This window comes from Fodinibius sp. GM108 (assembly GCF_058386985.1).
The window spans coordinates 168,448-190,475 of the sequence record NZ_JBYEIR010000001.1; the positions used below are offsets into that span (position 1 = coordinate 168,448).

The 22,028-nt window shown below is 44.6% G+C and carries 16 protein-coding genes and 1 pseudogene; 8 read left to right on the forward strand and 9 right to left on the reverse strand.

Going from position 1 to position 22,028, the window contains the following annotated elements; all coding sequences use genetic code 11:
* The first annotated feature begins 146 nt into the window (after positions 1-146).
* Entirely contained in the window at positions 147-3,269 is a 3,123-nt protein-coding gene (locus ACT3ID_RS00810; RefSeq protein WP_491540079.1) for a PAS domain S-box protein, read from the forward strand.
* 310 nt (positions 3,270-3,579) lie between these two features.
* Positions 3,580-5,499 carry a response regulator gene (locus tag ACT3ID_RS00815; RefSeq protein ID WP_491540080.1) on the forward strand — a complete coding sequence of 640 codons (1,920 nt, stop codon included), beginning with the start codon at positions 3,580-3,582 and terminating at the stop codon, positions 5,497-5,499.
* A gap of 94 nt (positions 5,500-5,593) precedes the next feature.
* Here the strand turns inward: ACT3ID_RS00815 and ACT3ID_RS00820 are convergent.
* From ACT3ID_RS00820 to ACT3ID_RS00835, 4 genes and pseudogenes are all read right to left on the reverse strand, one after another.
* A pseudogene (locus ACT3ID_RS00820) lies at positions 5,594-5,729 on the reverse strand (hypothetical protein); the annotation flags it as partial.
* Between the two features lie 328 nt (positions 5,730-6,057).
* Positions 6,058-7,590 carry a vitamin K epoxide reductase family protein gene (locus ACT3ID_RS00825; protein WP_491540081.1) on the reverse strand — a complete coding sequence of 511 codons (1,533 nt, stop codon included), beginning with the start codon at positions 7,588-7,590 and terminating at the stop codon, positions 6,058-6,060.
* Between the two features lie 67 nt (positions 7,591-7,657).
* On the reverse strand, positions 7,658-7,996 hold the full coding sequence (locus ACT3ID_RS00830) for a four-helix bundle copper-binding protein (protein WP_491540082.1): 339 nt from the start codon (positions 7,994-7,996) through the stop codon (positions 7,658-7,660).
* Positions 7,997-8,161: 165 nt separating this feature from the next.
* Entirely contained in the window at positions 8,162-8,596 is a 435-nt protein-coding gene (locus tag ACT3ID_RS00835) for a hypothetical protein (RefSeq protein ID WP_491540083.1), read from the reverse strand.
* A gap of 311 nt (positions 8,597-8,907) precedes the next feature.
* On the opposite strand from ACT3ID_RS00835, the gene ACT3ID_RS00840 reads away from it, so the two are divergent.
* The 6 genes from ACT3ID_RS00840 to ACT3ID_RS00865 all read left to right on the forward strand — a co-directional run bounded on the left by ACT3ID_RS00840 (position 8,908) and on the right by ACT3ID_RS00865 (position 17,692).
* Positions 8,908-9,903: an SDR family oxidoreductase gene (locus ACT3ID_RS00840; RefSeq protein WP_491540084.1), complete on the forward strand. Its 996-nt coding sequence runs from the start codon at positions 8,908-8,910 to the stop codon at positions 9,901-9,903.
* Positions 9,904-10,525: 622 nt separating this feature from the next.
* Positions 10,526-10,963, forward strand: a complete 438-nt coding sequence (locus ACT3ID_RS00845; protein WP_491540085.1) for a hypothetical protein — start codon at positions 10,526-10,528, stop codon at positions 10,961-10,963.
* A gap of 59 nt (positions 10,964-11,022) precedes the next feature.
* Positions 11,023-12,261: a TolC family protein gene (locus tag ACT3ID_RS00850; RefSeq protein ID WP_491540086.1), complete on the forward strand. Its 1,239-nt coding sequence runs from the start codon at positions 11,023-11,025 to the stop codon at positions 12,259-12,261.
* A gap of 4 nt (positions 12,262-12,265) precedes the next feature.
* Positions 12,266-12,829 (forward strand): hypothetical protein, encoded by a 564-nt coding sequence (locus ACT3ID_RS00855; RefSeq protein WP_491540087.1) that lies wholly within the window; start codon positions 12,266-12,268, stop codon positions 12,827-12,829.
* Positions 12,830-12,881: 52 nt separating this feature from the next.
* Positions 12,882-14,555, forward strand: a complete 1,674-nt coding sequence (locus ACT3ID_RS00860; protein ID WP_491540088.1) for an efflux RND transporter periplasmic adaptor subunit — start codon at positions 12,882-12,884, stop codon at positions 14,553-14,555.
* A gap of 89 nt (positions 14,556-14,644) precedes the next feature.
* On the forward strand, positions 14,645-17,692 hold the full coding sequence (locus ACT3ID_RS00865; RefSeq protein WP_491540561.1) for an efflux RND transporter permease subunit: 3,048 nt from the start codon (positions 14,645-14,647) through the stop codon (positions 17,690-17,692).
* Positions 17,693-17,935: 243 nt separating this feature from the next.
* Here the strand turns inward: ACT3ID_RS00865 and ACT3ID_RS00870 are convergent, their stop codons facing one another.
* From ACT3ID_RS00870 to ACT3ID_RS00890, 5 genes are all read right to left on the reverse strand, one after another.
* Positions 17,936-18,838, reverse strand: a complete 903-nt coding sequence (locus tag ACT3ID_RS00870; protein ID WP_491540089.1) for a potassium channel family protein — start codon at positions 18,836-18,838, stop codon at positions 17,936-17,938.
* 201 nt (positions 18,839-19,039) lie between these two features.
* Positions 19,040-19,480, reverse strand: coding sequence for a YybH family protein (locus ACT3ID_RS00875; protein ID WP_491540090.1), 441 nt, complete (start codon positions 19,478-19,480; stop codon positions 19,040-19,042).
* A gap of 23 nt (positions 19,481-19,503) precedes the next feature.
* The gene (locus tag ACT3ID_RS00880; protein ID WP_491540091.1) at positions 19,504-20,583 is read right to left on the reverse strand and encodes a DUF2231 domain-containing protein; all 1,080 of its coding nucleotides are present in this window, start codon (positions 20,581-20,583) and stop codon (positions 19,504-19,506) included.
* A 39-nt stretch (positions 20,584-20,622) separates the two neighbouring features.
* Positions 20,623-21,162 carry a DUF305 domain-containing protein gene (locus tag ACT3ID_RS00885; RefSeq protein ID WP_491540092.1) on the reverse strand — a complete coding sequence of 180 codons (540 nt, stop codon included), beginning with the start codon at positions 21,160-21,162 and terminating at the stop codon, positions 20,623-20,625.
* 68 nt (positions 21,163-21,230) lie between these two features.
* Positions 21,231-21,989 carry a copper resistance protein B gene (locus ACT3ID_RS00890; protein ID WP_491540093.1) on the reverse strand — a complete coding sequence of 253 codons (759 nt, stop codon included), beginning with the start codon at positions 21,987-21,989 and terminating at the stop codon, positions 21,231-21,233.
* Positions 21,990-22,028 lie beyond the last annotated feature (39 nt).

Genomic DNA, 22,028 nt, shown 5'->3' on the forward strand with positions numbered 1-22,028 from the left:
GAAAGAAACTTATTTGAATACCTAACTGTATAATAATAGATATCTAACCTTAGTTTAGTAGAAAGAGAACTGGTTAGACTAAAAAAACTCCAATACCTGTGCTTTAGGTGCTTTGTACGCATTAGGGCATAGCAAAGAAAATGCATATGGTATATCAACAGGCGCAGTGGACCCAAAGTGAAATGGGAAGATTAATATATGGAAAGGATTGGTCGAAATCCCCATTGGGTGCAATAGAAGAGTGGCCGCAGAGCTTGCACGCCGCTTTGCATTTCTGTTTAGCTTCTGAGTCTCCTTCTTGCATATGCTGGGGAAGTGACTTCACACTTTTCTTTAATGAGAGCTGGAAAAATATTTTCGAAGAGAATACAGCTTCTTTGGGACTTCCTGCTCGTGAGGCTTTTAGAGATCGTTGGGAAGATCTTGAACCTTATTTTATAGAGGTTTTAACAGAGGGAGAAATAAAAGAGTCAGAGCAAAATTTTATTTTATCTGATAAGGATGAACAAAAAATAAATTTATCGTTTAGTCCTGTCTATAATGATAGCGGATCGGTAGAAGGTGTTTTTATTATTGCCAAGATTAGTAAAAGGGATAGTAAAAAGCAGAACCCACTTATTTACAGCGAGCAGGAGTTACACAACTTTTTTGCTAATGCTCCGATCGGGATTCACTGGCTGGCAGCTGATGGAACAATCCTGAATGTCAACCAAACGGAGCTGGACATGCTGGGTTATTCCCGGCAAGGATTTGTCGGCCACAATATTACCGAGTTTTTTGTAAATGAAGAACGGATAACAGAGGTCCTCCAAAGATTAAAAGAGGGAGAAGAGATACATAATTATGAAGCCCAAATGATCCACAAAGATGGGTCTGCGCTAGAGATATCTCTTAGCTCGAATGTTTACCGGAAAAACGGTGATTTTGTTCACACCCGCTGTTTTACCCGGGATGTAACCGACCAAAAGCGCTGGCAGCGCAAGCTGCAAGAAATGGAAAATCGCTATCGAACGCTTATAGATAATTTTCCTAAAGGCGCCGTTGCACTATTTAATAAAGATCTTCGATATACGGCAGTGGGTGGACAACTTTTGAGCGAAGTAGGAGTCCAGCAGGAGGATCGGATAGGTAATAAAATTACTGACCTCTATCCTGAAGAGATTATAGAAGAATTAAGACCTCGTTTTAAAGCAGTATTCCAAGGTGAGAGCAATACGTTTGATATCGATTTTCATAACCGCCATCTGTTAGGTCATACGCTCCCTATCAGAGATGACCAGGGGAAAATTCTATCCGGGATGCTGGTCGTTCAGGATATAACAGAGCGCTGGCAGGTACAGAAAGAGTTGCGAGAGAGTGAGGCACGGTTCCGAATGATGGCTGAAAATATTAATGACATTATCTGGATGATGTCGGAAGATGGAGAGGAGTTTATCTATATTAATCCCGCTTTTGAAGAGGTATGGGGTATAGAGCGGCAAAAATTATATGATAATACTCTGTCTTTTCTTGATTCAGTACATCCTGAAGACCGGAAACGTATTGAAAGACGTTATACCGGACCGCAAGATGAGTTTGATGATATATATCGCATTGTTCGACCGGATGGAGAGGTCCGGTGGCTCCATTCACACGGATCCAAGGTTTATGATGAAGACAGTCAAATAACCCGTATCATCGGGATCGCCGAGGATATTACCAAACGCAAACATGCCGAGCAGCAACTGCGCAAGAGTAGAAATCGCTTAAAAGCAGCACTGGATATTGAAACGGTCGGTGTCATTTTTTGGAGTGGAGAGGATTTGACAGTTAAGGAAGCGAATGATGCTTTCTTGGAAATGAGCGGTTTTTCCCGTGAGGAAATTGTAGGTAAATCATGGAGGGAGTTAACACCAGCAGAGTTTCATACAGTATCAGACGATGCAGTCGAAGATGTGAAAACAAAAGGGCATACAAAGCCTTATGAAAAGCAGTATATCCGCAAGGATGGGACTCGCTGGTGGGGACTCTTTGCTCCGCGTCGGATTGATGAAAACGAGGCCGTCGAATTTGTAATAGATATTACCGATCGAAAAGAAGCTCAAAAAGAACTGGAAGAAATTAATGCTACGCTGGAGCAGCGAGTAGATGAGCGAACAAAAAAACTGCGTTCCTATCGCGATCAACTGCGCAGGCTTGCATCGCAGCTAAACAAAGCAGAAGAACGTGAGCGACGCCGGTTGGCCGCCGAACTGCATGATAAGTTGGGTCAAATGCTGGCCTTTGCTAAAATGAAAGTTGAAGGGTTAAGAGATGGACACTTTTCTGATCAATCTTCATCTGAGTTAGAAGAATTGAAAGGTGTGGTAGATGATGCCTTAAGTTACAATCAAAACTTAATGGTGGAACTAAAGCCGCCGCCCGTGTTAAATAAAGAAGATGTTACGGAAGTTTTGCATTGGACAGCTAAAAAGTTGGAGAAACAGGGGCTGGATATTACTATTGATGACGATGGGGAGTCTAAGCCGGTTGATGAGGAGCTACGAATAATTCTCTATCAGTCTGTACGAGAACTATTTCAAAATGTAATAAAGCATGCAGGGGTCAATGAAGCACGAATAGAAATCTTGCGCCAGAAAAATCGAGTCAAGGTTACCGTTGAAGACATGGGTAAAGGTTTTGAAGTAAAGGAAGACTGGCTGATTCCTACAGAAGAAGGGAAGTTTGGGCTTTTTAACATTAAAGAACGAATGGACTGGCATGGAGGTGTCTTTGAACTTCATTCTGTTCCAGGTGAAGGTACAAGGGCTGTACTTTATGTGCCACTTAAAGAGGAAGCGATACCGGATGAAACAAGATATCATCAGGATCCTCTGCTCGCTTTTGAGTCGCAAGAGGAGCAAGTACAGAAAGAAGTTAAAGTTTTACTTGTTGATGATCACGATATGGTACGTCGGGGATTGCGTCAAATGATAGAAAAACAAGAAGACATACTGATTGTAGGTGAAGCTTCTCAAGGACAAGAGGCTGTGGAATTAGCCCGGGAAACGGAACCTGATATTATTGTAATGGATGTGAATATGCCGGTGATGGATGGGATTGAAGCCACTAAAAAAATAAAGGATGAATTACCACATGTCCGGATCATTGGACTTTCCCTTCATGAAAGCGAGGAAGTCATAAACAGCATGCAAGGGGCTGGTGCTTCAGCTTATCTCACTAAGAATGAAGCTTTTGAATCTTTAATTACAACGATTCGTGCAGAGTCATCGAGTGTAAATGGGACTTAAGAGTTTGATGGATATAAAGATGCTTGGTATGAATGACCAGTTGAAATTCCGAATGTGCATAAGATTATAAAAATCTGGAAATGCTGGAGCCTCGGCTTATCTGATTAAAGGTAAAGTTTTTTGAAACATTGTGAGGAATTAGCGTTTTAGAATTATTGAATTGTAAATTTCCTTCGGAAGTTTGTAACACTAGTTAATAATTGGCCTCTTGTAAATAGTTGTAGCAAGTATAACTTCTTATCACTTTATGATATTTGGAATTTAGGTAAGGCATTTTCGATCAAAGAAGTAAAAATCAATTCTCTGAATTATGGAAAAAGTAACTGAGCAAGCCCTGCGCGAAAGCGAGGAAAAGTATCGTACGCTTGTCGAGAATTTCCCCAATGGAGCCGTAGGATTATTCAATGAAGATTTACGATACACTGCTGTTGGAGGAGAGCTGGTTAGTGCTGTTGGGCTTGATCCGAAAGAACGAATAGGGAAAAAGATTACCGATATATATCCTCAAGATATAGTTGAAGAAGTTATACCTCATTTCCAGGCAACACTTGAGGGAAAAAAAACATCATTTGAAGCTGAATTCCACGATCGAAAACTATTTGCACAAACGCTTCCTATCAAGAATGACAAGGGAGTGGTTGACTCCGGATTGCTCGTTGTCCAGGATATTACGGAGCGATGGAAAGCCCAGCAGGCACTTCGCAGGAGTGAACAGAAGTACCGGACTCTTTTTGAGACGATGGATGAAGGGTTTTGTATCGTTAAACTGGAATTAGACGCTAGTAATGAAGTAGTAGATTTTCAATATGAGGAAATAAACCCTTCCTTTGAAAAGCATACGGGATTAAAGGATGCAGAGGGGAAGAAAGGAAGTGAAATATTTGAAGATCCTAAGAGAAATTGGATTAAAGTTTGTGCCCAGGTTCTGTTAACAGGTGAATCTCAACATTTTGAAACGTATTCTGAATATTTAGAAAAGTGGTTTGAGACCTCTGCATTTGCTGTTGGTGATCCGAAAGAACAAAAAGTTGCTGTTCTATTCAATAATGTTACTGAACGCAAGCGGGCGCAAGAGAAACTGAAAAAAGTGAATGAAATCCTGGAAAAGCAGGTAAAGGAACGGACAAAGTCACTGGTGTCTTATCAAAATCAGCTGCGCTCGCTGGTGGCCGAACTGAGTAGAGCCGAAGAACAGGAACGACAGCGCCTGGCTTCTGATCTACATGATAATCTGGGTCAGATTCTTGCGATGGGAAAGATGAAAGTTGCTCAGGTACAGCAGGAATCTTTGCCCGATAGCGCAGCGGAAAACCTAGTTGAATTGGAAGAGTTAATTGAAGATGCCGTCACGTATACTCGTGAGTTAACATCTGATCTGAAACCACCGGCTTCGCTGGATGAGGAAGATTTGAAAGCCCATATTCGGTGGGTGGCTGAAAAGATGCAAAAGCATGATCTGGAGGTTATAATTGAGGATGATAAACACCCGAAACCCTTGGATAAAGAAGTTCGGATGACACTTCTGCAATGTGTAAGAGAACTGCTTTTTAATGTGATCAAACATACCTCCGAAAATAAAGCAGTTGTCATTTTAAAACGTCTCGACGATCACGTTCAAATAACTGTAAAAGACAAGGGGGAGGGATTCGATCCGGGGTATGAAGAGTTCAAAGCAGATCATGGAGAGGGATTCGGTCTCTTCAGCATTCGGGAGCGAATAGATATGCTCGGTGGCAGAATGGATGTTGACTCAGAACCGGGAAGAGGAACCGAAATAAATCTTTACGTGCCTTTAGAAGACAAAGATTTTGTGGATTCTCGTTCCCACGAAAAATCGCAGAGACCCGAAAAGTCTGAAATGATAAAAATCTTACTGGCAGATGAACCACACATGATGCGCGAAGGCCTGCGAAGTATTATTGAGAAAGAGGATGATATGATAGTAATCGGTGAGGCAGATGATGGAGAAGAAGCCGTAAAATTAGCCAGCAGTCCCTCCCCGGATATCATCCTTATGGAGGTCAGTTTTCCAAAGATAAATGGAATTGAAGCAACTAAAAAAATTTTGAAAGAAGATCCGAAAATTCGAGTCATCGGATTATCTGTCCAGGATGATAAAGAAGTTGGCCAGGAAATGCGCAAAGCAGGTGCCTCTTCATTTATAAGCAAGAAAGAAGCTTTTAAAACCTTAGTTTCTTCTATTCGAGCAGAAGCCACTGCTAAGGAATAGTCGGTTTATCCTGAGCCAAACGAAGAGAAAGAGCCTTTTTTATTTGGTTTATGTGTGTCTAATTGGGAGATATCACGAAGGTGAGATATTCTGATACAAGGTGACTCTACGATGATCACCGCCCCATCGATGATAATCCCGAAGTCAATAGCTCGAAGGCTCATCACGTCAAACAGGTTCATCATTCCAAACGCGAACAGCATGGAAAGCGGGATGATCGAGGCCACGATCGGGCAATGCCATGGCAAACATAAGCAGGATTAATATGGAGGCAGTTATTTCCATAGTGGAATAAGTCGCCCACTATTACGGAATTTCGCAAAGATCGGCAATGCCGTTATAATTCTGAATCTAATGACAGTTTAGGTTCTCATACTAAGTCGCTGGGAGTGAGAATAAAATCTAACTCTTGGGCACGCTTGATGGATTTAATCTGATCAATATCTAACATGTTACTGTGTAAATAGGCCCCCTGACCGAGACGATCTGTTTGAGGAATGAGCTTTCGTAGTAACGAATCATTCCTTTTCTAACATCTGCCCGTATCAGGAACTCGATTTATTTGATGTATGATTCCCAAAGACCATATTCTTCCAATTTTTGGCCAAACGGTATGGATAACAGTAGCACAGTAATTCCACTCACTGTACTGCTGATCAGTAATTCCGTGGGGATATCCTGCAAGAACCAAGGCCACACAGCGACAACCAAGCCCACAATGATATTAAGGTAACGTCCGGTACGCAGAACTTCTGCCATACTAATTACAGAGATAACAACAACCAACGCTCCGCCTAAATGATTAATATTTGAAGGTGCTGTTTGCATTTCTACTCCGAAAGCTCCCGGAGAGAACATCAGCCAAATTCCAATCACTGTTGACAAGGTGAGTGTCCATGGAAAGCTCATCCCCCAGATTGAAGACATAAAAACTTTGCCGGGCTTCTTAGGTAAGTCAATCAGTTCGGGAGAACGCTTGTCAGAGTTTTGTTCGATGGGCTCCCCGCCTTTCCAGAACACGTGCCAGAGCGAATCGCCGCGCTTTTTTCTCTGCACCATATGCTGCCCCATGGCAATGACTTCATCAATCTCCAGTGGAATCATCGGCAGCATGATAGCAGCGGCCACAAGACAGAACGTGCACCAGGAACCCACGACAATCGGTTGTGAGATTACGAGTGCAATATGTACTAGTCCGAGTGGTATAACCAATATGCCGAAGATGGTAACCATCCAAGGCATCGTGCGCCAGCGAGAGGGACTGCCCATGAAACCCATTAAAAACTCAAAGGTGTAGGCAAGAGCGCCCATCGCACCGTCAGATATGGGCCACATGTGCGACATATCGGAGTTGAGTACTTTTTCACTACTTTCACCAAAGAAAGGATCCCATACCGATTCGATATACCCGAGCTGAAATACGCCTAAATACCGCGAGACAATCAATCCCAAAAATCCGGTCAGGATCATGATCCATCGCTGCGGCCAGCTTGAGGGATTGTAACTCCACCCCGGCGGTACTTCCGAACCCATTTTCATATACATGATCATGTTGGGCATCCCGGGAATCAAAATGGTCAGAGCAATAACCCACATCCCTACGAACGTATTATTAAGATACGCCACTGCTGTAGGCGCCCAGAACAGGAGCGGCGCTATACTGATCCAGATGCCTATAAAGCAACAGATCCAGAGGCTGACCGGGCGGTTGGGACGCAGCGAGCGCCACCCAAAGATAATTAGCAAAATACCACTGATAATATCGCTCCACTTCATGGCGGTAATACGTGCATCCAGTGACAGCCAGACTTCCCGTCCCCCGCTGGGTTCTACCGTGCCCACGGCATAGCTAAAGGTCAGTGGCGACAGTACCATCCAGGCACCGAGCATAATCAGCGTCCAATATATCCACAGCGTCTGCTTGTGATGCATATGCAACATCTGGCGACGCTGATCAGACCCCATTTTATGTCCTCCACCATTGTCGTCACTTTTATGCCCTCCTGACATAGGTCTTGTCGTACCACGTTTGCCCATTCCCCCGTGATCGTGACTCTCACCGGAATTACTATTTGAGGTATTGCTTTCCATGGCATTCCTGAGTTCACGTCTCTTGATTCTTACATAGTCAGCGAATGTTTCAACAAAGAGTTTAATCTTATGCAGATGCAGTCATTTTACTCCTGCATGCTTCTGCACATTCGCGGCACGCTTCTGCACAATCTTTACAATGGGCATGGTCGTGTTTTTCACACTCTTCAGCGCATGCCTCACAAATATCTGCACATAATTCCAGAGCAGAAGACGCTCGTTTGGAATCTCTGGAGACATACTTGATAGCAAGATTACAGATATCTGCACAATCTTTGTCAAGGCGGATACATTCCACCAACTTAGAAATGTTATCTTCTGTCAGACAGGCATCTGCACAGTGTTCACATGCACTTTGACAATAGGATAGTTTTTGTATAAGGTCTTTATTTTCTTGATGAGCCATAGCTAAATATTTTATTAGTTTTTTGATTAATTAATACTGGAATACACTTCTGTTGTTCCCCCTGGATCGGTAATTTTTAAATTTCGTATAGCAATAAAATTACGGATAGAATCTGAAGCCCTTCCAGAATAAATTTTGAAGGACTGATACTGTATCAGCAAGTTTTTATAGGATAGTGTATCCTGCCACTGCCCCGATACCAAAAACAATATGAGCTAACAGAAGATGTATATAATACTCTTTGAGATTTAGTTGGGGTGGGTTAGAATGAGTGATAAATATCAATTCCCAAACTGAAATACCTGCTATTCCACTAACAAATCCCAACAAAGCCCCATGTAGAATGGTGGGCTCTATAAGAGTATACTGCCACAAGAAGTAGTAGATGATTATAAAAAATAGTCCCATCCCGTAATGCAAAATCCAGCCGATAAGACTTGTTGAACGTACTGCTACTCCAAGAGCGGGAGATTGATCAATAAGACTATTTAATAGTACCGGTTCCTTGAACTGTTTTTCTGTTACTTCGGCAATTATATAGCTGAATAGGGTCATCAGAGATGTTCCGACAATGGCACCAAGCAGGATCTTTAGTATCATAAAGAATGGTGAGTTTTTTACAGCGATGAATATTTTAAATCCTAAACAGCTGACAGCACCGAGGCGTTCAGCAAAAAAGTTTTTGAATTCGCTGCTCCTGCCTGAAAAGAATCCTTTACGAAGTAGTACGTTCTGTCACATCTTTTTGCGGCTCTGTATGAGAAGATAATAAAGGATATTATGGTCCTGCCGCCGAATGGCTTATTTTTTTTACTTGTTTCAAAGAGACAAGATGTTAATACACAGTTGTGGGAAGTGGGCGAAGACAAATAATCCGCTATACCTAAAAAAAGGAGGTTGCGATGAAGGCGATGTACAAACAAAAACCTTTGAGTCAGCAGGTTGTTGTTATTACTGGCGGATCGAGCGGTATCGGACTGGCATGTGCTAAAAAAGCCGGTTCCCGTGGGTCACGTGTGGTTATCACATCAAATAATGAAACCGAACTGAAGGACGCAAGAAAAAAGCTAGAGGATGAAGGAGTTAGAGTGGAAGGTATCCCGGCGGACGTATCGGATTTTGAAGCGCTTCAAAAAGTTGCGAGATTTGCTAAAGATACCTTTGGCCGCATTGATACCTGGATCAATGACGCCGGAGTATTCATTGTTGGGGAACTTTTGGATACACCTATGGAAGATGCACAACGGCTGTTTGACGTGAATTTCTGGGGTGTGGTTAACGGGAGCAAAGTAGCCGTTGAACATATGAAGGAGGCCGGTGGAACTATTATTAATATAGGGAGTATCGATTCGGAATTAGCTGTACCCCTTCAAGGTATTTACAGTTCTTCTAAACATGCAGTAAAAGCTTATACTGAAGCGCTGAGAATGGAGCTTGAAAAAGAAGATGTTCCAGTTAATGTAACTTTAATTAAGCCTTCGGCCATCGCCACCCCTATCGTGAAACATTCAAAAAATATTTTGGACAAAAAAGCGACACTGCCGCCTCCCGTATATGACCCTGAGCAAGCCGCAGATGCTATTATGTACTGTGCCGAAAATCCCAAGCGCTCTTTTACTGTGGGGGGAGCCGGAAAGATTATGACCCTTGGGGCGAAAATATTTCCGAGGTTATGGGAAATAGTAATGGAAAAAATGGCCTGGAAGCTGGAACGAATAGAAGGAGAGCCGCGGGGAGTAGATGAACTGCATGAACCGGTAGATCATGAAGCCCGAATACGGGATGAGGAGGACTTTTATTATGTGCGAAAATTTTCTCTACATGACACAGTTGTTAAAAATCCCCTGCTCTCAGCAGGTATATTTTCCATTGCATTGGCGCTGCTCTACTTTAATGATAAAAAGTAAAGATATCAGGGATGGGTGTGGTACTTTTATCAAAGTGGGGTCATGAAGAATTTCTCTTTCTGTGGATAAGTACTTTTTACTTGTTCCACAAATGTAGGTCCTTTTTTAGAATTCTTCTATGAGAATCTTACAGGCAAATTGTAGCACAAGGAAAATGAGGTTTATGTGGGAAAGTTTTCCCGAAAAGGAGAGGTGGTAGTTAGTGTATATGCCAACAAAAAACCCCGCCTGTCGTTAAGTAAGCGGGGTTTTTGAAGAGTTTTAGAGATGTACGCCCGTCCCGAAAGCTTTCGGGAGAACCCTCAGCCTTCTGATCCGAAGCCAGTCCGAGATATTGCTGTGCGTGAAATGGGCCACGATTTTGAGATTTCATGTAGTACTATATGTGGTACCGAGCAGGAACTGTGGGAAACAGTTTCCCGAAATTTTGGATAAAAACCTCTACATATATTGATAAGTGTAACGATAATTATATAATAGAGCTTGAGGTCTAAACCTTAGGATAACAACAGTCATATTGTAATGAAATAGATTTAGATGCACTTTTCCGAACCGGACTAAAGATTTCAGAGCCGCCTGTTTACACTTTTGATATTAACCCCCTTTCTACCTATTCTTTAAGGTGTTTAAGAGTAAGAAAAATATCGTCAAAATTACTACCGGTCTGCTAATCATAGCAGCTACCTTTTTCTGCGTACTCTTTGGTCAAGGGGCTCATCTTCATGATTTAGGCATTCATTTTAGCAGCCATTTTGATGTTCATGTTCACCTACATGCCCATGAAAGTAATGATGAGCCAATGCAGGCCGATCACAATACAGACGATACCCACCAGCATGAGGTGAGCACGGCCTCCGATATTATTGGGACGTTAACCTCCCCATATCAAGTGAGTCCAGACATACAGTCATTTATAGTTCTTGTTCTGAATGCTGAATCTGATGCTTTTAATCTTACTCTTCAGCAGTCCCCGACACTATTTGACCTGCCGCCACCAAGGCCGGTGCCGAACCAATATCATCTCTCTTCTTTTTCCCGTCGCGGCCCTCCTATAGCTTAATTTTCCCTTTTTAGGGACTTCCTTTCCTAACTGTATCAATTAATTACAATTTATCCACCATGACAAGGTATATCCGGTGGACTCTATTGCTGGTATTATTTCCGGCTTTGGTCCATGCACAATCAACATCTATTTCACTTGATGAAGCCGTCGAGCTTTTCAAACAGAACAGCCTGCAGCAGGAACTGGCTCGATATGACCAGATGCGCAAGCAGGGACAAGCGATCCGGTACAAAGCATATCCAAATCCTGAGGTTAGCGTTAATCGCGAGCAGCTAAATGCCGGAACCATTGATTATCAGGAGACGACCTACATGGTTTCCCAGCCTGTTGAACTACTGGGGCAACCTTTTCTCCGGAATCAAAGTGCTTCGAAGTCTCAAAAGGCGGCCGAACTACAATTTCAGTACGATCGGCTACAGCTGATTCGGCAGGTAAAATCGTTATACGCCGAGTACTGGCAGCTGTCACAAAAGCTGGAGGTTTACAATCAGGCATTGGAAGTGATTCGGAATGCGCGGGAGTCGGCCAGGGAACGACAGGCCGAAGGTTCCTTTTCCGGCCTGCAGGTGCAACGCTTCAATGTGGAACTCAGCCGGTACAAAAAGCAACGCGACCAGATTCAGATGGATCGTAAGCGGACAGGCAATCGGTTGACCATCTATTTGTTTTCGGGCCAGGAGCTGGATAGTGAAATCCAACCTTCGGATAGCCTGATGGTTGAGCCTATCAATGTTCAGGAACAGGTCCTCATCCAGTATGCATTGGCTAATCGGGCGGATCTGGCAGCCTTGCAGCAGCTGGCAGATGCCTCGGAATTGGAGCACAAAGTGGAAAAACGGGACCGCCTGCCCGATCTGAATATTGATGTCGGATATAAACAGCAGTCAGATGGCGCTGAGGGATTTGTTATCGGTGGGTCCATCAAGCTTCCCATCTTTAACCAGAATCGAGGAAATGTAACGATTACTCAAGCACAGACACGTTCGCGGCAGACTGAACTGACTTTAAAGCAGCAGCAGGTACGCAACCAGGTAGAAACCTCCTATGAGCGAGTGGAACTTATTTTAGAGCAATGGCAGTCGATGAAGGAAAATGGTTTAGAGGCGTCGATGCTGGAGGCGGCCCAGGATGCTTATCAGCAAGGGCGGTATTCCCTGGTCGAGCTGCTCGATGCTACCCAGGCCTATGTCGATGGACAGAGCATGCTCTACGAGACTATAGCCGAATACAACCAGGCACTTTTTGAACTGGACTTGCAGTCCGCAGGACGAATTTCTAACACTCAAAACAACTAATACCATGAAACGCTTACTTCTTATTCTTTCAATCGCAGCAGGATTAATGATAACAGGATGTGGTTCGGATGATTCGGGCCACACCCATGGCGAAGACACGCATACGCACGAAACTGAACAGCATGCCTCTGGTGAGGGCACAGAAGCGGCCCATCAGCATGAAGGGGAGGAAAGTCACGATCACTCTGAGACCGGGGAAGAGCATTCCCACTCCGGTGAAGAAGCACATAGTCATGATGAAGAGGCAAGTGCGATGCTGGGACTTGACCAGACCTATGAGCAAGTCCGAAAAGGAGTCCGCCTGACCTTGTCATACGACAGCGGAACCAGCTCTTTTACCGGCACGGTAGAAAACACCACTCAAGATGTCCTGCCAGCGGTATCGGTTGGAGTTACATTGTCAAACGGGTCCGAACTTGGCCCCACCAGTCCGGTGGATCTTGCTGCCGGTGAAAGCCATTCGGTTGAATTGGATGCCGCTGGAGAAACATTCGACAGCTGGAGCGCCCATTCTGAAATGGGGAGCAGCGGGCATACCCACGGTGAAGACGCTGATCATGAGCACTAGTATCATCAGCAAACCGTATAGCTTTATTTTAACTCAAAATTATTGAAGACCGATGAAACGTTTAGTCATACTTATACTGATAACCACAGGATTTGTGATAGCCGGATGTAGTTCCGGTGATGAGGGCCACAGCCATGGTGAAGGAGCTGATCACAGCCACGAGCAAACAGCCCCAGCCAGCCAAAGTGAACAGGAACATACGCACGGAGAGGGCGAAGATCAGCACCAACACGGTCAAGAGTCCACTACTGAAAGCGAGGGTTCACAGCGGGAAGGCAGTGGTGCCGTTACACAATGGACCGATGAGACCGAACTCTTTATGGAATATCCTGAAATCGTCGTTGGTCAGGAGGCTACTTTTGCAGTGCATTTAACCCGGCTATCTGACTTCAGCCCTATAGCCAACTCCGAGGTGTATTTTACCTTCCGTTCCGATGATGGCACCGAGGTATCCAGGAGAGAAACTCAAGTACAAACAGCTGGCATTTATGGTCCGGATGTTACGTTCCAGCAGGCCGGTCGTTATGATTTGACCATCGAAATTTACGGTATGGTCAACGACACAATTCAGGTAGATGGCATCCCGGTATATAATTCAGCTGATGAAATCCCTCAATCCCATGCCGAGGAAGATCCCAACCTGATTACTTTTTTAAAGGAACAGCAATGGGATATCTCTTTTGCTACCCAAGAGGTGCAACAGCGAACGCTTACGCAAACAGTAGATGCCACCGGGGAAATCATGGCGGCGAAAAATAGTCAGGCCGTTGTATCCGCTCCTTTTTCAGGCATTATTCTGTCCAGCCAGAACAGAAATTTACCGGTAATTGGACAGCAGTTGCAAAAAGGAACCTCAATGGCGGTATTGAATCCTGCAATACAATCGGGTGGCGGGGATAATTATGCCCAGCAGTTTATTAATGCGCAATCAGAACTGAAACTAGCCAAGGGCAACCTGGAGCGATCCAAGCGCTTGTATGAAAAGGAAGCCATTCCACAAACTGAACTTCAGAAGGCTCGTATCGAATACCGTCAGGCGTTGACGCGTTATCAGACCATCAATGAGGTAATCCAGGTGGATACCGCAGCCATTGAAGGGTACGGAGAATCAGCCGAATCCTTCCGGTTTGCACTCAAAGCTCCTATTAATGGCAGGATCGTTGAATCTTTCGTCACGCCGGGCATGCAGGTCGAGGCTGGTCAGCCGCTGTACAGCATGGCGGATGCCTCCAAAGTGTGGCTTAAGGCCAATGTCCCGGCCGCCAATCAAAGTCGCATTGCCAATGCCGGTCAGGCTACCTTCCGGGTGCAGGGCGATGACCGACTGTATGAAGTTAGTGAGCTGGATGGACGGTTAATTAGCAGAGCCAACAGTGTTGTCCCGCAGACCCGAACTCTGTCTTTGATTTATGAGCTCGATAACACCCAAAACGGGCTTCCGCTGGGCATGTTTTCAACGGTACATATCAATACTAGTACCAAAGAGAATGTGCTGGCCATTCCTCAGTCAGCGTTAATTGAAGAAGAAGGAAATTACAATGTGTATATCCATGTCTCGGGTGAATCCTTTAGAAAGCAGCGTGTTACCACCGGTATTGAGTACCGCGGATGGGTGGAGATTACCTCCGGCCTTCAAGGTGGAGAACATGTGGTGACCGAAAATGCGTATCAGGTGAAATTAGCTTCGCTTTCATCCGAGGCACCTTCCCACGGGCATACTCACTAAATACGCTAAGAAATTTAAATTAGTTTAATCCTACTGATATGTTAGATGCAATTATTAAAGGATCTTTGAGGCACCGGCTTGTTGTCGTGATGACCTCCATCGTGTTATTTTTTGCCGGTGCGTATGTGGTCATCACTATGCCCGTGGATGTATTCCCCGATCTGACCGCACCCACCGTTACAGTAATGACCGAAGCGCACGGCATGGCCCCGGAGGAAGTCGAACAGCTGGTAACCTTGCCAATTGAAACAGCTACTAACGGTGCCAGTGGCGTGCGACGGGTGCGCTCGGCTACCTCAAAAGGATTTTCCATCGTCTGGGTGGAATTCGAATGGGGGACCGACATCTACCAGGCCCGCCAAATTGTCAACGAAAAACTCTCAATGGTGAGCAACCGTCTGCCCGAAGAAGTACCACCGCCGGTTATGGCTCCTATCACTTCTATTATGGGTGAAATTATGTTGGTGAGTGTTGAGAGTGACCGCCATTCGGAGCTGGAAATACGCACTGCAGCCGACTGGGAGATTCGGCGGCGCCTGCAGGCGATTCCCGGGGTGGCCCAGGTGGTGCCTATTGGTGGGGGAGTAAAACAATACCAGGTCCGCGTGGATCCTGATAGACTGAAAGCCTACGATATAACACTGGACCAGGTGATGAATGCCGCCGAGTCCTCTAACGAGAATTTTTCGGGCGGTTTCTTCCAAGAATACAGCCAGCAGTACACGATTCGAGGTATTGGGCGGGCTAACTCGCTCGAAGATATCAAGCAATCGGTGGTGGCCCAGCGCAATAACCAGCCGATAACGATTGGCGATATCGCCAAGGTAACAATTGATGCTGCCCAAAAGATAGGTGATGCTTCTGTCAATGGAGATCAGGCCGTGATTATCTCCATCAAAAAACAGCCGGATACCAATACTCTTGAGCTAACAGAGCGAGTAGATGAAACGCTGGCACAGATTGAGCAAAACCTTCCCGAAGGGTTTACAATCAACAGTCATATTTTTCAACAGGCTGACTTTATCGACCTTGCCATTGACAATGTTATTGAAGCCCTGCGGGATGGTGCTATACTCGTAGTGATTATTCTGCTGCTTTTCTTGGCTAATATCCGCACGACAATGATCTCCCTAACGGCCATACCGTTGGCACTTATCACATCGGTGTTCGTACTGGAGTTTTTCGATATCACTATAAACACCATGACCTTGGGTGGGATGGCTATTGCCATCGGGGTGATTGTAGATGATGCGATCATTGATGTCGAAAACGTGTTCAAGCGACTTCGGGAGAACGCCAAGCTTCCGGAGTCGGAACAAAAGTCGGCGATGCAGGTGGTCTTTGAAGGATCCAAAGAAATACGGACCTCGATCATTAATGCCACGCTCATCATCATGATTGTGTTTATTCCGCTCTTCTTTTTAAGTGGGCTGCAGGGACGTATGCTCCAGCCGCTGGGATTGTCTTATATTGTATCCATTGGAGCCTCCCTGGTTATTGCGATGACCGTAACCCCTGTGCTGTGTTATTACCTGCTGCCGAGACAAGCAGCGAAAGGCAAGCTGGAGGAAAGCTGGTTTACCAAAAAGCTTAAATCAGGCTATAACCGGATACTGGATAGCGTTCTTCGCTATAAGAAAAGTGTACTAAGTGGCACATTGGTACTGTTCTTGGGTACGTTAGTTATAGTACCGTACTTAGGAAGCTCTTTCCTGCCTGAATTCAATGAAGGTACGCTGGTGATCAGCGCCGTCACTATTCCCGGTACCGGTCTGGATGAATCCAACGAAATAGGTCAACGGATAGAGAATATATTGTTGGAGCACCCGGCGGTCACAAGTACAGCTCGTAGGACGGGCCGTGCGGAGATGTCCGAGCATGCCCAGGGAGTCAACGCATCAGAAATAAATGCAGATTTAGACATTCCAGAAGGCAAGACCAAGGAGCAGGTCCTCGAAGAGTTGCGTTCCGACCTGAGCGTAGTTTCCGGGACCAATATCACGATTGGCCAGCCACTTGGTCACCGCATAGATCACATGCTCTCGGGAACCAGGGCAAATATTGCTGTAAAGATTTTTGGTCCTGACCTGTATCGACTGCGAACCTTGGCTGAGGAGGTTCGAGGCCAGATGGGGGGTATACAAGGAGTAGTGGATCTATCGGTTGAACAACAACAGAACGTCCCACAAATCCAGATCCGCCCCGACCGCCGAGCCCTGGCGCGCTATGGAATAAACATCAGTGACCTGTCGGAAAAGATAGATGTGGCTTTTGCTGGTGAGACAGTCTCTCAGGTTATCGAAGGTGACCAGTTGTTTGATCTGATGGTCCGTTACCATGAAGAGCACCGGGGCAGCATTAAGGCTGTGCGAAATGCCGATCTGACGCTTAAAGATGGAACAGTGATTCCCCTTGCGGAGCTGGCCAGTATCAAATCACGCAGTGGTCCCAACACCATCAGCCGTGAAAATGTGCAGCGTAAAATCGTCGTCTCGGCCAACGTGTCCGGGCGCGACCTGCGTGGTACAGTGAATGCGATTAGTGACAATATCTCTGAAAACGTCAACTTTCCACAAGGTTATTTTGTGGAATATGGTGGGCAGTTTGAGAGTCAGGCGCAGGCGACTCGCACTATCTCGCTGCTGAGTATCGTTGCCATCCTGCTCATTTTCATGCTGCTGTACCTTGAATTTGGCTCTTTGAAAACAGCACTGCTGGTGATGGTGAACCTGCCCTTTGCCCTTATCGGTGGCATCTTTATCGTCTGGTTTACCAGCGGTATTGTTTCCATTGCTTCCCTGGTTGGGTTTATTACGCTCTTTGGCATCGCCACCCGAAACGGAATATTGATCGTTTCCCACTACCAGTATCTGCGGTGGGAAGAAGGTAAATCCTTTATGGAATCAATTCGTCAAGGCGCCATGGAACGACTCAACCCGATCTTGATGACGGCCCTTACTGCTGGGCTCGCGTTGATTCCGTTGGCGCTGGCTGCCGGTGAGCCCGGGAATGAGATACAGTCGCCGATGGCGCAGGTTATCCTAGGCGGTCTAATTAGTTCCACCCTGCTTAACATGATTGTTATTCCAGCCCTGCTGGCACAATTCGAGAGCAGTGAGACTAAACTTGCTATCTAAAAAACAACTAAGGCTATGAAATTATTTAATTAAATATTCTGTCTGAGATTATCTTACTCCTCCTTTCCTTACTTAGGTTTTTGAAACAATTAAAGGATTAAAGTACCGTAAATAGATCTAAAAGAGTATTATATACACCTTATGTTAGCTCATATTGTTTTTGGTATCGGGGCAGTAGCAGGGTATAATTTTTTATAACGATCTGATAGTTTGAAATACTAGACATTGTACCTTTTCAGGTTTTTATTGCGTATAGATATCATTCCAGTTCCATCCACTGCTTTTCAGAAATCCAGAAAGTAACGACCTTCTTTCTTCCAGCAAATCATCGTCTATGGATGAGGACTGTTTTAGGGAAATGTTTTGTCCTCGCAACTTATCCATGTTAGGAGAAATTCCTTTTTGATCTTCAAGTTTAGTCATAAATCCATATTGTACTGTATTTAAAAAGCTGTCAATGGCGTCTCTAACGGGTCGGATATCATCTTCTACAGATCCTCGCTTTTTAACGTAATGTTGAATAATTGTTAAAGCTTCATCAAAAGAAGTGAGAGTTATAGCCAAAGACTCCGATTTTGATGTACTGTAAAAATAGTGGGAAATGGGATAGGCAAAATGGCTTTGATTATGCTTGTTTATCTTTTCCTGTAGAGTGGAAACACGCGAAGTTAACCGGGAAAAGTTTTCGCCATCATAAACATTAGCTACGATCTCTTCCGGAGAATCGCCCAGGTTGGAAATGTACAGACTAAGGCTTCTTTTGCGCAACACAGCCGAGGTAAGATTTAATAAATAGGACAAGCCTGTGGTAAGAAAAATAAATCCGCTAAACGAGAAAATAGCTACTACAACCTGCCACCCTTCAGCGGCAGGTACATAATCACCCATACCAAGAGTAGAAAGAGTGTATCCGCTGAAATAAAAGATGTTGACGAGGTTGGCTGGTTCCCCAGAAGTAGCATGAACAACTGATGTACTGCTACTGGATAAAATTAAAAACAAACCAACCCATAACAGACCAATCCACAATAACAATGAGACCAGAACATGAACTAAACCCGATAATTTCAAAATTGCCCTGCTGGAAGTATGACGGTTCAAATAAAGAAAAAAAGAAGAAAGGACCCCTGTGGTAGTTTTACTCATGACACCGGCCCCATTAAAGGATAATGTAGTATAGAAAAAATCATAGGCTGTGAAGCAGACAATAAATATTCCAACTATTAAAAGTACAAAAGAATCAATCATGAGAAATTACTAAGGTAGAAGTGTTAATCTTGTTACGGCCAAAAATCACAGGTTGGGATTCTTTTGCTTTAGCCTATTACATAATTAATGGGTGCTGATTTAGTTGCGTTCAGACGATGACCAGTGTAAAGCTGCTATTTTCCAAATGTCAGCTTCTTTTTTCAGTACCGCCAGTTCCATAGAATTTAAATTTAGCTCACTTTCATTGTAAGTACCCTGCATATGTGTTTTGGTGGTAACCCAGGCAATATAGCCCTCTATAAAGATGGTTTGATCATCCGTGGAGTGATTCATCTCCTTTAAAAACTTACCGTCGGAATGAAAGTGGTGCGATAAGTATTCCTCTTTAGTTTCAATGACACTTCCTTCGACGATGCGAACTTCATCCAAAAGCAACTTAGAAGCGGCTTCTTGATTATTATCAACAATGGCTTGTTCAAATGCCTCCAATGTTTCTACAACCTCTTCTTTATCGGTGGTTTGAGCAAGGGCGGTTATTGATACGAATAACAGCAAAACAGTTATAAGTATATATTTCATAGGTAATTGGTTGCATTAAGATATTATTCACTTAGCTGAGTTAGTTCTATTCTTTCCAGCAGCAAGGTGCCGCTGCCATCCAGTTTTAAGCCTACGGAGCCGGCATCGGGTGCATCTCCGTGTCCATGGACGATCATCTCCTTGTCCATATATCCACGGAAATGAGTACCGTTGGCTACTGTTCGCACAAAAATGGGGTCCGAGACATCAGCACTTCCCGTCTTAAACACTTCAATCTCCCCATCGATAACCCGTCCCTGCTCAACGGTACCGTCGCCGGTGACAGAGACAAAATCGTAGTTGGTGCTGTCCTGCAGGTGATTAACCAGCGTGACTGTGCCTTCGAATTCCGACAGATCAAGATAATAGTCAACCTGCACGTCCTGATAGGTTTCTTGGCTCACAATAAATTGGTTAAGATTTCCTGATGAAAATTGAAGGATGTAAGACCCGTCATTTTCTGTTGCTACAGCTTCAATATCTTCAGCACCTCCTTCCAAGAATCTAAAACGCTCTTTCAGCGTTTGCAGAGCACCTTCATCAATATTCCAGCTCCAATCCCCATTTTCTTGTACTTCAAAAGCTGTTGCCACCTCTTTATCGGCTTCGGATGCTGTCGGCTCTTCCTCTGTTTCTTGCGAAACCTGCACACCTACCCCGTGCTGAAAGACCATTTGCGCCCCGTGTTCGCCAGTCTCATACAGCATAAACACGCCCACCATCGAGAGGATAAAAAACACAACGTGCACTTTTATGCGATGGGTTCTGCTTAACAACCATACCGCTAATAATCTAAGTACAGTATATATGCTATAGAACCAAATGGTCAACAGTGCCCAGTCCGCATGCGAGTTTAACACGGATTGTGCTTCGGCAGGCATGAAAACACTGTCAGCCGCAGCTTGTCCGGTGAAATAAACACCAATGGCCGATAAAGTCCCTACTACATAAAGTGAAAGGGTAGTAGATCGTCCCCATCGTTTTGCTCTTTCCGGCAGAAAAAAGGTCAACAGGTCAAACAGCAAAGCAACCGATAAGAGAGCGAGAGGAAAATGCACCACCATCGGGTGGAAGTTGGGTGCCCATTCGGGGATTAGCTCCATTGTAAAAAAGATTGATTGAAGGTTTACGTTTAGCAACTATTATTCAGGATCTCCCGAAAAATCGGGAACTGGTCTATTCTGTGCTTCTTCGGGAGTGTCTGCTATCCCATTAGCTCTGATATCCTCAATAAGCCACTTCATTTCTTTTATTTCCCTGCGCTGTGATTCTATAATTTCTTTTGCAAGTTTTTGTACCCGTGGATCTCCGATCGCAGAACGTTCGCTGGTTAATATAGCAATCGAATGGTGCGGAATCATCCCTTCCATATAGTCCACATCATCCACAGTGAGTTGGCTGCGAACCAATCCGATAGACAGAGCCAGCAAAAGAGCACCACTGATTAGTATAGCTGCGTTAAGTTTTGTACTTGTATACATGTCGAGCATGTATAACAACATGATTATCATCATAGCTCCGCCCATAATTAAAGCCATAAAAACCCTGGTTTCGCTGAACCAGGCATGATCAAGTATCTGGTACGAATGGACGTACATTAAGAAAAACATCACAATGATAGATGTTGCTATCATTACCAGAAACTTCCAATAGTTCCCGTGCTCATTTTTCATGTTTTCCATAAAAATCTCTCTTTTTGTACTTTTTTAAGTTATCAAATTTAGCTTGTTTATTCTATTAACTCCAGTAGTTAAAACCACATGCGAACGCCTCCGAGCATGCTAAGGTTGCTGACGTGACCATCTCCTGTACGAGCCATGTCGGCGGTTTCGCCCAACTTGCGCTCCCAGTTAATACCGATATAGGGGGCAAATTCTCGGGCGAATTCGTAACGAAGGCGGAAACCAAGTCCGATATCGTTGAATCCGGATCCAATCCCCCACTCTGGCACATCCTGAAGGGCGATACTGGTTTCGAAGATCGGCTGACCGATCAGTCGCTGCGTAAATAGCAGGTCATATTCAGCTTCCAGGGAGGCAGATAGATCGCCGTCTTCACTAATGAACATCCCGCCATCGACATGGAAAAAGTAGGGTGCCATACCTTGCAGGCCTATCACTGCAAAGCTTCTTGATTTGTTACCATCGCCTTCATAGGCAAGATCATATCGTACACCGGCCTGAGCATCGAAATAGGGACCAATCGCACGACTATATAATCCTTGAAATTCCATTTCAGCTTCACTTTCGGTCGTCAAAGCTTCCCCGTGAGACTTAAACCAGAATTTGTTTAAGTCCTTGCCCACGTAGCCCTGTACTTCCCACATGACAGGATTTACTCCGTTTACGCTACGATATTCCAGCTTTTCAGCAATCATATAGACATATGTTTTATCGTCCATCATTAAGTCGTTGCTGAATTCAGGTGCTTTTTGGGCAAGTGCTGGGCTACTGATCATTACAAAGAGAGCAAAAACAGTGGTAACGAATATTGATACGCGTTTTATCATAGTCATCATTATGCGAATTTATATGTCAGGTAGAATTCG